At 32.3% G+C, this 12,612-nt stretch carries 11 protein-coding genes; 8 read left to right on the top strand and 3 right to left on the bottom strand.

The window, feature by feature from the left end:
• Positions 1-58: 58 nt before the first annotated feature.
• From N5D03_RS07200 to dnaX, 3 genes are all read right to left on the bottom strand, one after another.
• Entirely contained in the window at positions 59-1,009 is a 951-nt protein-coding gene (locus tag N5D03_RS07200) for an FKBP-type peptidyl-prolyl cis-trans isomerase (RefSeq protein WP_125349774.1), read from the bottom strand.
• 41 nt (positions 1,010-1,050) lie between these two features.
• Complete coding sequence (locus N5D03_RS07205; RefSeq protein WP_280051273.1) at positions 1,051-1,482, bottom strand: hypothetical protein; 432 nt, start codon at positions 1,480-1,482, stop codon at positions 1,051-1,053.
• Positions 1,483-1,691: 209 nt separating this feature from the next.
• Positions 1,692-2,780 (bottom strand): DNA polymerase III subunit gamma/tau, encoded by a 1,089-nt coding sequence (dnaX, locus tag N5D03_RS07210; protein ID WP_115001827.1) that lies wholly within the window; start codon positions 2,778-2,780, stop codon positions 1,692-1,694.
• 145 nt (positions 2,781-2,925) lie between these two features.
• On the opposite strand from dnaX, the gene N5D03_RS07215 reads away from it, so the two are divergent.
• From N5D03_RS07215 to N5D03_RS07250, 8 genes are all read left to right on the top strand, one after another.
• Positions 2,926-3,783 (top strand): helix-turn-helix transcriptional regulator, encoded by an 858-nt coding sequence (locus N5D03_RS07215; RefSeq protein WP_280049623.1) that lies wholly within the window; start codon positions 2,926-2,928, stop codon positions 3,781-3,783.
• An 89-nt stretch (positions 3,784-3,872) separates the two neighbouring features.
• Positions 3,873-5,201 (top strand): amidohydrolase, encoded by a 1,329-nt coding sequence (locus tag N5D03_RS07220; protein WP_280051275.1) that lies wholly within the window; start codon positions 3,873-3,875, stop codon positions 5,199-5,201.
• A 44-nt stretch (positions 5,202-5,245) separates the two neighbouring features.
• Positions 5,246-5,917, top strand: coding sequence for an ankyrin repeat domain-containing protein (locus N5D03_RS07225; protein WP_280035464.1), 672 nt, complete (start codon positions 5,246-5,248; stop codon positions 5,915-5,917).
• Positions 5,918-5,923: 6 nt separating this feature from the next.
• The gene (locus tag N5D03_RS07230; protein ID WP_280051277.1) at positions 5,924-7,168 is read left to right on the top strand and encodes an amidohydrolase; all 1,245 of its coding nucleotides are present in this window, start codon (positions 5,924-5,926) and stop codon (positions 7,166-7,168) included.
• Positions 7,169-7,234: 66 nt separating this feature from the next.
• Positions 7,235-7,699, top strand: a complete 465-nt coding sequence (locus tag N5D03_RS07235) for a hypothetical protein (RefSeq protein WP_280051278.1) — start codon at positions 7,235-7,237, stop codon at positions 7,697-7,699.
• 217 nt (positions 7,700-7,916) lie between these two features.
• Positions 7,917-10,481, top strand: coding sequence for a DNA translocase FtsK (locus tag N5D03_RS07240; protein ID WP_280051279.1), 2,565 nt, complete (start codon positions 7,917-7,919; stop codon positions 10,479-10,481).
• A gap of 33 nt (positions 10,482-10,514) precedes the next feature.
• The gene (locus N5D03_RS07245) at positions 10,515-11,144 is read left to right on the top strand and encodes an outer membrane lipoprotein carrier protein LolA (RefSeq protein ID WP_280051280.1); all 630 of its coding nucleotides are present in this window, start codon (positions 10,515-10,517) and stop codon (positions 11,142-11,144) included.
• A 3-nt stretch (positions 11,145-11,147) separates the two neighbouring features.
• Positions 11,148-12,608 carry an LptF/LptG family permease gene (locus tag N5D03_RS07250; RefSeq protein WP_280051281.1) on the top strand — a complete coding sequence of 487 codons (1,461 nt, stop codon included), beginning with the start codon at positions 11,148-11,150 and terminating at the stop codon, positions 12,606-12,608.
• Positions 12,609-12,612 lie beyond the last annotated feature (4 nt).

Raw genomic sequence — 12,612 nt, forward strand, 5'->3', positions numbered from 1 at the left:
TAATCCATAAAAAAAATCCACTCAATTGAGTGGATTTTTTGTTATATCTAATCGATGATTATTTACCTTGTTGTGCTTGAGCTTCGAATTGTTTTTGTAATTCTTTAATTTGCTCTTCAGATAAACCTTGTCCTCCTTGCGCACCTGGTTGTCCTTGTGGAGCTGGTTGACCTTCTTTAAAGTCTACTAATTCTACTTCGAACTCTAATGCTTGGTTTGGTCCAATTTGTCCTCCAGGAGCTCCCATTTCACCGTAACCTAAGTTAGCTGGAATATAGAATTTGTATTTAGATCCTTTAGACATTAATTGTAAACCTTCTGACCATCCTGGAATAACTTGGTTCAAAGGAAATTCTACACCTCCTTTAGCTTCAGGGTTTTTATCTGTACTGTCAAAAGTTTTACCAGTAGCTAAAATTTTACCAGTATATTTTACTTTAACAATACTATTAATGTTTGGTTTAGCACCTGTTCCTTCTTTTTCTACAACATAAACTAATCCAGAAGCAGTTGTTTTAGCACCAGAAGTTTTTTTCTTCTCGTCTACTAATTTTTTAGACTCGTCTGCATTTTTCTTAACCAAGTTTTGTTGGTGATTTTTTGCATACGTATCTAAAATTCCCATTCCCGCTTCTTGTGTAATCAACAATTTTTTGTGACGTACAACATCCATAATCCCTTGAACAATAATATCCTTGTCCATTTGATCTAATTGTTGTTGGTTAATAACCGTCTCAATTTGCTGACCAACTTGTTGACCAATCGCGTAAGATTCTCTACCTTCTTTACCTGCTTTTAAGTAATCGCGGATCCCTTTTTCTAATTGATCGTAGTTGATACTATCAGTTTCAACTAAACGTCCTCCAAGACCTTTGATTTGCTCACCAAGACCAGTTCCGAAAGCATAAGAAGCTTTTTGATCTTCGCTTTCTAATTTGTCTACAGATTTTCCTTTGTTACAAGACACTAACGACGCAACAACAAAAATCCCTAAAAGAACTTTTTTCATTATTTATAAAAATTTATTGCAAGTTTAATAAGAAACTTTCATTAATCATACAAATCTAAACCAAATTCTTCTTTTAATTTTAACAAAACCGGGTTTTTATCTGATAATTTCTCAAATTTCTCTTTGTTTGATAAGATATGATTCGTTGCTTCCTTCTCAGAAAACTTAATTTGAATGCTAAAATAGTGATTCTTAAGGAATGCTCTCAAACTATTTCTGATTCGATCACGGTATTCCTCAAATTCTTGTTCTGATGAATGAGAAGTAAATTCAAAAATAATTTCATCACCTTCCAAACCAAGCTCTGTTGTCATCAAAGCATTATATGACGGAATATTATGTTCAATTTTTAATCGATCCAAAAATCTTTTCCAACCTTCTTTTACTTGACCCAATGTAAACTTTTCTCGAGGCAAATCATTTCGTAAAATCTCTTCCTGATGTTCTTCAACTTTTGCTCCAGGCAAAGCCATCTTAAGACTAAACGACGAATTACCATTTGTTCTGATCGGTTTTGAAGCACGTGTATATTCTTTGACTTCTTCCGAAATCGAAGTTTTAACGTGTTGCGTATTTACCTGTTGTGAAGTTTGCCCATTTTGAGGAATAGAATTATTTTGCTGAATTTGAGGAACTTCAATTTTAGAAGTTTGTTGTTCAGAAAAATAAAACGTTGGCGGAACTATCCTATACTTTTTTTTTTAAGCCCGTTTTCTTCTGCCGTTAACGAAGCCAATTGCATCAATGCAATTTCAACTGTTAAACGTGGATTTTTACTCGATTTGTAGTTTAAATCTGCCTCATTACAAATTTCAATTGCTCCAAATAAAAACGTTGCTGAACATTTTTGCGCATGCTCCAAATATTTTGCTTTTATACGCTCTCCTACTTCCAATAAACTTACTGTATTAGCTGTTTTCGCCATTAATAAATCACGAAAATGAGCACCCAAACCACAAATAAATAAATGTGCATCAAAACCTTTGTTCAAAATATCATTCAATTGCAACATCGCTTGCGGAATATCATTTTCCAAACACGCATCTGTCATCTTGAAATAGTAATCGTAATCTAATACATTCAAGTTTTCTGCAACAGAAGAATAGGTCAAATTTTTATTGGTAAAAGTTGACATTCTATCAAAGATTGACAATGAATCACGTAATGCACCATCAGCTTTTTGAGCAATCAAATGCAATGCATCATCTTCAAAAGTTACTTGTTCTTTTTCAGCAACATTTTTCAAATGCCCTTTGATGTCTTCAACTCCAATTCGTTTGAAATCATAAATCTGACAACGAGAAAGAATAGTAGGAATAATTTTGTGTTTTTCTGTAGTTGCCAAAATAAAAATAGCGTGCGCTGGTGGCTCTTCTAACGTTTTCAGAAATGCATTAAAAGCCGCTGTTGACAACATATGAACCTCATCAATAATGTAGACACGATATTTCCCAATTTGAGGAACTATACGCACTTGATCGATTAAATTTCTGATATCGTCAACCGAATTATTTGATGCCGCATCCAACTCAAAAATATTGAAAGCAAAATCTTGATCGCCTTCTACTCCATTTTCTTCGTTGATTTTACGTGCTAAAATTCGAGCACATGTTGTTTTTCCAACACCTCTTGGTCCACAAAATAAAAGAGCTTGCGGCAATTGATTTGACTTTATCGCTTGCTCCAAAGTATTTGTAATAGACGCTTGTCCAACTACATCTTCAAAATTTAGCGGGCGATATTTTCTGGCTGAAACAACAAAATTTTCCATACAAATGCAAATATAATAGTTTTAAGTTTCTAATAAAAATTCTTTCAAAGCTCATCAATTAATTCTATTTTTATTTATAAATTACACAAGTCAAAAAAGTAAAATTTCTAACAATTCATTTGATTATTAAACTAATTTTTATCTTATGCAAGATTCAGAAAACCAAGATTCAATACCTATTATCAGCATAAAAAGTTTTCGAAAAGGACAACTAGCTGGTCGCGATGAATTGCTGTTTAATGAATTGCATGGCGAACGACATATAGATAAACCACACAAGCACGATTTTTTTGTAATTATTCTTTTTGACAAAGCTTCTGGAACGCATAATATTGATTCGAAAGATTATCCAATCGATAACAAAGAAATTCATATTTTGTTTCCTGGACAGATGCATAAATGGCAAATAAACGATGGAACAATTGGTTATCAATTGATGACAGAACGCTCATTTTTCGAGCAATTTGCACCATATTTTCGCTTTTCATTTACCAATTATCAAAATCATCCAGTTATAAAATTATCGGACGAAGCTTTTTCTAAATTGATGTATGAATTCAATGCCATAAAAGAAGAATTAAAGTCTGAGAATTCTTTGGTTCATTTGATTAATGCTCGTGCAGCGGTTATTGCGGCAATTGTGAGTAAAGAAGCAGAACAAATTTTTACAGAATTTAAAGTTTATCAATCCAATCCAAGATTAGCGAAATTTAATATGTTAATTGATGAATTTTACAAGGAAGAAAAATCGGTTGTTTTTTATGCAGAGAAATTACATATTTCGGCTAATTACCTGAATATCTTATGCAAAAAACATCTGAAAGTTTCTGCTACACAACTTATTCAACAACGAATTATTATCGAAGCAAAACGACTTTTAAAATCAGGAGATTTATCCATCAAAGAAATAGCTTTCGAGTTAGGTTTTACTGACCACGCCTATTTTTCGAACTTTTTTAAAGCGCAAACCGATCTTACTCCATCAGAATTTAGAAACCCTTAATGACATATAAATCTTACAAGTTTTAGAAGTTATTATACTAACCATTTGTTTTGATTCATTGTAATTTAGCTACAATAAATTTAAACACAATGAATAATAACATATCTCGTAAAGATTTTCTTAAAAATTCAGCTTTAGGATTAGCAGGATTTTCTTTCTTACCAGGATTTTTACAAGCAGCACCAGATTTTGAAATAGATAAAACGAATGTGACAAAATCAGGAAATTTCACTTTGAAAAACGTTCGTTTAGAAACAGGTTTTGAATATGAACATGATGAAATCATTGGCACAAAAACAGATCTTTTTACTATTGAAATTTCGAATGGAAAAATCAAAAAAATTAGTCCAAATCAACCGAATGCAAAAGCAATCGATGCGAAAGGTTTGTTGATGTTACCGTCTTTCAAAGATATGCACATTCACTTAGACAAAACCTTGTACGCCGATAGATGGCGCGCAGTTCGTCGTTCTGGAGGAATCAAAGGTATGATTGAATTAGAGCAAAAAGTTTTGCCAGAAATGTTGAAAAAATCGACATACAAAGCCGAAAAATTGATTGAATTATTACAATCGTACGGAACTGGTTTCGCGCGTAGTCATGTGAACATAGAACCAACTTCTAAATTAGATTCATTGAAGAATTTAGAAATTGCTTTGGCGAACAAAAAAGATTCGTTTGGAGCTGAATTGGTTGCTTTTCCTCAGCACGGTTTATTCTACACTGATTCGATGCCGTATATGAAAGAAGCTGCTAAAATGAACATCGATTTTATTGGAGGTTTAGATCCAACAAACGTGGACGGATCAATCGAAAAAACAATGGATGCAACAATTCAATTAGCGGTAGATCATAACAAAGGAATCGATATTCACTTGCACGAATCAGGGAAATCTGGTCATGATACAATTAATTATTTAATTAAAAAAGTAAACGAAAATCCTCAATTAAGAGGAAAAACATTCGTCAGTCATTCTTTTGCATTAGCAACTTTAGACAAATCAAAACAAGAAGCCATTGCTGAACAATTGGGCGCAGCGAAAATTGGAATTGTATCTACTATTCCTTTTGGTAGTTTAGTTATGCCAATTCCAACTTTATTAAAACATAATGTAACCGTACTAACAGGAAACGATAGCATTGTGGATTATTGGAACACATTTGGAACAGGAAGTGTTTTACAGAAAGCAAATCTTGCAGCACAATTATACGGACAAAGTTCTGAATTTGGATTATCAAGAATGTTGAAATTAGCTACAGCAGGACCAATTCCGTTGAATGATAAAGGTGCGCAACAATGGCCAAAAGAAGGCGACGATGCTAATATTATCTTGATTGATGCAAGTTGTTCTGCAGAAGCGGTTTCGAGAATGTCGCCAGTGCGTTCATTAATCGTAAAAGGAAATATTGTGTATTAAATTCAAAACTTCGTCATTTCAACTCATTCAAACTATAAATCATTATGAAATCAGTTTTAATTTTAATGTTTATGATGACAACGGTTACAGCATGTCATTCAACTCCAACAGAAGATTCTAATACAGAAATTATGAATGAAAAAGATATTATAAAAGCAGTCAAAAACAACGATATTCAAGCAGTTACAAAAGCGTTAGAAAATGGCGCAGATGTTAATTCGACTGATAATAGTAAACGTTCATTATTATTAATTGCAACTAATAATTCGAATATCGAAATCGCAAAATTATTGGTAAAAAATGGTGCTGATGTGAATCAGCAAGCCGATAATCAAGACAGTGCTTTTTTGTATGCAGGCGCAAGCGGACAAACAGAATTGGTTCAATTATTTTTAGATCATGGTGCTCGTTTTGATATATTTAATCGCTACAATGGTTCTGCATTGATACCTGCTTGTGAGCGCGGACATGTAGAAACGGTACGATTATTAGCCAATACCAAAAATTATCCTGTAGATCATGTGAATCGTTTGGGTTGGACAGGACTAATGGAAGCCATTGTTTTGGGTGACGGAAGCAAAAAATATCAACAAATTGTTCAGATATTAAAAGATGCAGGTGCAAAAATGGATATTCCAGATTCTGATGGAGTAACGCCTTTGCAACATGCGCAACAAAGAGGTTATAAAGAAATTGTAGCCATTATTAAATCATAAATCAGCATGCAAACAAATTATAAAGCAACCGCAAAAGGAAATTACACCTTAAAAAATGTACGATTAGAAACAGGTTTTATTGAGGATGAATCTGGAATTATTGGAACAAAAACCGATTTATTTTCTGTCAAAATAAAAGATGGTAAAATTGCAAAAGTAAGTGTAAACAATCCACAATTAACAAATGCTATTGATGCAAAAGGATTGTTAATGTTACCAGCTTTCAAAGATATGCACGTGCATTTGGACAAAACATTGTACTGTTTACCTTGGCAAGCGCTTTCGCCAAAACACCGAACTGTTGCGGATATGATTGCTTATGAACAAGAAATTATTCCAGAATTGTTGAAAACTTCAATTGAGCGTGGCGAGCAATTAATCAATTTATTGCAACATTACGGAACTACTTTCGCACGCACACATTTCAATGTTGATACAACATCTGGGTTGAAGTCTTTAGAAAATTTAGAAAAAGCCTTAGAAAATAAGAAGGAAACATTCAGTGCCGAATTGGTTGCTTTTCCTCAACACGGTTTGTACTATACCGATTCTGCTTCGTTGATGAAAGAAGCTGCGCAATTAAAAAGTGTTGCTTTTGTTGGAGGTTTAGATCCTTTCAGTATTGATAAAAACATCGAAAAAGCAATCGATTTTACGGTTCAATTGGCTTTGGATAATAATAAAGGAATCGATATTCATTTACACGACACAGGAAAAGAAGGAATGCGTACAATTGAATATTTAGCTGAATTAACGATAAAAAATCCGCAATTAAAAGGAAAAACATATGTAAGTCATGCTTTTGCTTTAGCACATTTATCGAAAAGTGAAGAACAAGCAATCTCAGAAAAATTAGCCGAAGCAAAAGTTGGAATTGTTTCTTCTGTACCTTTCCGCAATAAAGTCGCCATGCCAATTCCTACTTTGGTAAAAAATGATGTTGAAGTTTTAATTGGAAATGATAATGTGCAAGATTATTGGAGCACGTTTGGAACTGGAAATATGTTGCAAAAAGCAAATTTGATTTCAGAATTGTATGGTTTAGAAACTGAATATGATTTATCGAGAAATTTAGGTTTTGCAACAAAAAACATTACGCCATTAGACAAGAAAGGAAATCAACAATGGCCAAAAACTGGTGATAATGCAGATATCGTTTTGATTGACGCTAGTTGTTCTGCCGAAGCAGTTGCGAGAATGTCGCCTGTTTTAGCTTTAGCTCACAATGGAAATTTAGTTTGGAAAAATTAATCAAATAGAAACCATCATTATATTTTACTATATTAGTACATTGATTAATTTTTAAACACGATTAAGATGAAGTCTACTTTTATAGTTTTTATTTTACTACTAACAATAAATAGCTACGGACAACAAACTGTTTCGAAAAGTGAGGTTATAGATGCTAAGATAGAATTGTATGAAAATAAGATAGATTCCAAGCTAAGAGAACTTGATTTGAAAGAAGATAATTTAGAATTAAGCAAACAAAATGTCGCTGATATTATCAATTTTCATAAAGAAGGAATGGAGGAATTTCATCGAACTTTAAACTATTTATTAGTTGTAATGGGAATTATTGTTTCGGTTGTAATTGCTGCTGCAGGTTATTATTTGGAGCGTTTTAACAAGAGAAAATCATTAGAACTCAAAAAAGATATTGATGCCTTGAAACAATCGATGGAAGAAAGTCTTGAAAAAATTAAGAAAGAATCTGAAATAGAATTAAATCTAATTCGTGCAGAAGCCAAGCGTCAAATGGATCATTTCAAAAATGATTAAGCAAAAAAAACGGACTAAATAATCAAATATTCAAAACTGAGTTAGATACAATATCTAACTCAGTTTTTTATTTTTTATAAATCATTTCTAATAATAATCAATAATAGATAGCAAATTGAGTTAAAATTGATTACGATTTTAGTAAATTTAAATACTTTTCGTTAGATTCGTCTGTCAAAGATTTATTATTTTTGCTTCAATTATACTCAACCTTAAAATGGCTATAAAAAACACGCAGGAAGCACCAAAAACTCCTAAAAAACAAATCGTCAAAACAATTGTAGGTATACTGTTTTTAGTAATCGGTTTATTACTATTAGCTTCGTTTATTTCTTATTTTTTTAATGGTTTTATGGATCAGAGCCAAATCTCTGATTTATTAGATAAAAGTCAAACCGCTGAAAATATTTTCGGGAAGTTTGGCGCATTATTAGGTGAAACATTCATTTTGCAAGGAATCGGAATTGTTTCATTTTTTGTCCCAGTCTTCTTTATTCTCTTAGGAGTTAAAGTGGCTACAAATTGGAAAAAAATTAAGCCTTTCACAACGCTTTATCAAAGCATTTTCTTCATGATTTGGTTACCAATATTTTTTGGTTGTATTTTACCAACTCAACACATGCTTTCTGGCGTAATGGGATTTGAAATTAATGATTTCCTAAATAGCTTTATTGGTAAATGGGGTGTAATTTTATTGCTTTTCGTTAGTTTATTGATTTATTGTGTGATTCATTTCCGAATGACGTATCAATCTATCCAAGAAAAAATGGAAGAACGTGCGAAACAAAAGGAAATTGAGCGCATAGAAAAAGAGCAAGAAAAAATCAAGAGAGAACAGCTTGAATTAAGAAAACGTAAGGAAAAAGAAGAACAAGAAAAGATAAATAAATTCAATCAAGATGCTGAAAAACAACAAGAAGATAGTTTATCGCAAGAATTAGAATTGATAGAACAACAAGAGAAAGAAGCAATTCAATCTCATAAGGTAAATCCAAACGAAGCATTTCATCAAGAATTTAAAATTAATCAACCAAAAGAGGAAGAAACAATCGAAGAAACTCCACTTAATATTACAGAATTAGTGGTTGAAGATTTGGCAGATGATGAGGAAGAAAATAATCAAGTAGATTTTTTATCAATTAATGATGAAGAAAATTTCGAAACAGAAATTCAACCAACTCAAAATTCTTCTGAAAATGGATTAGAATTAAAAGTTCAACACGTTGATGAGGAAGAAGAATTTGAAGCGACTTCTGCTCGATTGGTACAAGAACAAGGTGAGTACAATCAACGTTTAGATTTACCAAATTATCAATTTCCTCCTATTTCATTGTTAAAAAAATATGACAACGGAAATACGTTAATTGATCAAAAAGAATTAGAAACGAACAAAAATAGAATTGTCGAAACCTTAGGAAACTATGGAATCGGAATCGATGAAATTTCAGCAACAATCGGTCCTACAGTTACATTGTACGAAATTGTACCAAAAGCTGGTGTTCGTATTTCTAAAATCAAAAATCTTGAGGACGATATTGCCTTAAGTTTGGCTGCGCTTGGTATTCGTATTATTGCGCCGATTCCTGGAAAAGGAACAATTGGTATTGAGGTTCCAAATTCTAATCCTTCGATGGTTTCCATGCATTCGGTAATTGCTTCGCAAAAGTTCCAAAATGCTGATATGGAATTGCCAATTGCTTTCGGGAAAACAATTACGAACGAAACCTTTGTTGCCGATTTAGCAAAAATGCCTCACTTGTTGATGGCTGGTGCAACTGGACAAGGTAAATCGGTCGGTTTGAATGCAATTATCGCTTCGTTAATCTATAAAAAACATCCATCTGAATTAAAATTTGTGATGGTCGATCCGAAGAAAGTTGAGCTTACTTTATATTCTAAAATAGAGCGTCACTATTTAGCAAAATTACCAGATTCGGAAGAAGCAATTATCACAGATAATACAAAAGTAATTAACACATTAAATTCACTTTGTATTGAAATGGATGATCGTTACGAATTATTGAAAAATGCTTTCGTTCGAAATATCAAAGAATATAACGCGAAATTTAAACAACGTAAGTTAAATCCAGAAGCAGGTCATAGATTCTTACCATATATAGTATTAATCGTAGATGAGTTTGCAGATTTGATTATGACTGCTGGTAAAGAAGTTGAATTACCTATTGCTCGTTTGGCTCAATTAGCTCGTGCTGTTGGTATTCACTTGATTGTTGCAACTCAACGTCCGTCTGTAAATGTGATTACAGGAACAATTAAAGCCAATTTCCCTGGTCGTGTCGCTTTCCGTGTAACGTCAAAGATCGATTCGAGAACGATTTTAGATTCGCAAGGAGCTGATCAATTAATTGGTAAAGGTGATATGTTGTACACTACTGGAAACGAATTAATTCGCTTACAATGTGCGTTTGTTGATACACCAGAAGTCGATAAAATCACCGAATTTATTGGTGAACAACGTGGTTATCCAGATGCAATGCATTTACCAGAATATGTTGGTGAAGAAGGTGGATCTAATTTAGATATTGATTTATCTGATCGTGATGTACTTTTTGAAGATGCTGCACGATTAATTGTAATGAATCAACAAGGTTCCGCGTCTTTATTACAACGAAAATTAAAATTAGGATATAACCGTGCTGGACGATTAATTGATCAATTGGAAGCTGCTGGAATTGTTGGTCCTTTCGAAGGAAGTAAAGCAAGACAGGTATTGATACAAGATGACATGAGTTTGGAACAGTTGTTGAATAATTTGAACTAAAATTTATTAAAAACAGATAGAAAATTAAATTGTATGAAAAAGATTATCTATTCTTTCATACTCTTATTAGTAGGGGTTGGAACATTAAACGCTCAATCAGCAAAACAAATCTTAGACAAAGTTTACGCTAAATATACCAACGCAAACTCGTATTACATCAAATTTGATTTTAGCCATAATGCAAATGGAAAATCAACAAGTCGTTCGGGAGAAGTTTTTGCAATGAAACAAAAATTTAACTTGAATGTAGGCGATATCAACCAAATTTTCACAGGAACTAAATTATATACAATTGCAAAAGATGACAAAGAAGTAACTATTTCTGATGCATCTAACACAGATGATTTCTTAACACCAACTAAAGTTTTAAACACATATCGTACTGATTTCAGCTACGCTTTAACAGATAAAAAAACCGTTGGAGGAAAAACAATTCAGTATATAAAATTAACGCCAACTAAAACTTCAACAATCAAATATTCGGTTTTAGGAGTCAATACAGCGAATAATGAAATCTACGATTACAAGGAATATGGTAAAAATGGTGATACAACATCAATCATTGTAAAAGATTACGTTCAAAATTTACTTATTCACAAAAGTTACTTTAACTTTGACCAAAAGAAATATAAGTCGCAAGGCTATATTATTACACAATTATAATCAATGTTAAAAAAGCTTGACTGGTATTTAATTAAGACCTTTTTAGGTCCATTTTTTTTCATTTTTAGTGTTCTGTTTTTCATCTTTATTGTGCAGTTTGCATGGCAAGAAATGGAAAAATTTATTGGAAAAGGTTTAGAATGGTACACTATAGCGGAATTACTTTTTTATTTTGGTATTAACGTGGTGCAACTTGTACTGCCACTTACCATTCTTTTGGGGTCTATCATGACAATGGGAGGATTTGGTGAGCGTTACGAGTTGGCAGCAATGAAAGCGTCTGGAATCTCTTTAACAAGAATTCTTGCCCCACTTTTTGGATTAATTATGTTAATGTCAATAGGGTTGTATTATTTTGGAGACAAAGTAATGCCTTATTCTCAACGAAAAGCAAGAACAATGCTCTATAGTATTTTACAGACAAAACCTACTGTAAATATGAAAGAAGGTGTTTTTATTGAAACGGTTCCTGGTTTTCAGATGAAAATTAATAAAGTTTCGGGCGAAAATTCAGAAAAATTAGAAGACGTTTTTGTGCATCAAAATGCACCTTTTGGCGAAAATACGATGACAATTATTGCGAAAAAGGGAAATCTTGCACCAGACAAAAATGACAATCATTATCTAAAAATGGAACTTTTTGATGGAATTGCTTATACCGATAACATCAAAAATAAAAACTTTGATCAACGCAAACGTCAAGAAAATCAATATACAAAATTTGATACATTAAACTATTATATTGACATTTCAGATATTTTAAATTCTGGTAAAGACGAAGATCCAGGAAACTCTTACAAATACTTGGACGGAAAAGGTTTAAGACATCTTATCGATTCATTAAACACAGATTACAAGAAGTATTATAAAGATTTGAAAACGAATATGTTTAATCAAAACTATTTCTATTCAATCAAAGTAAAAGATATTGATACGGTAAATACAAATATGATTTTTGACTTGAAAGAGCGAAATCGTCAAGAACAAGATCAAGTTCTTAATCAAGCTGTACAAATGGTAAATCGTGATCAAGAAAATATGACGTTTTCTGAACAAGAAATTGTAAACAGAGAAAAATTATATTCAAAAGTAAATATTCATTACCAACGAAATTTCTCGTATGCGGTAACTTGTATTATTTTCTTTTTGATTGGATCATCATTAGGTGCAATCGTAAAAAAAGGAGGAATCGGAATGCCAGTTGTCATCTCAATTATCATTTTCGTTATTTATTTTATCCTTAATTTCTCAGCAGAAAATATGGCTAAAAACGGAAAATTAGATCCTACTTTTGCCGCTTGGGCAGCGAATATTATTGCGCTTCCATTCTCTATTTTGTTTAGTTACAAAGCCAATCAAGATTCTGGATTATTTGACATCAGTATTTACGTTGATCCAATTGTAAAATACTTTAATAAGTTTAAGAAAACAAACAAAAACGAGGAGCATTCTCGTTATCAATAACATA

The sequence above is a fragment of the Empedobacter sp. GD03861 genome, from assembly GCF_029840885.1.
Classification (GTDB): domain Bacteria; phylum Bacteroidota; class Bacteroidia; order Flavobacteriales; family Weeksellaceae; genus Empedobacter; species Empedobacter falsenii_B.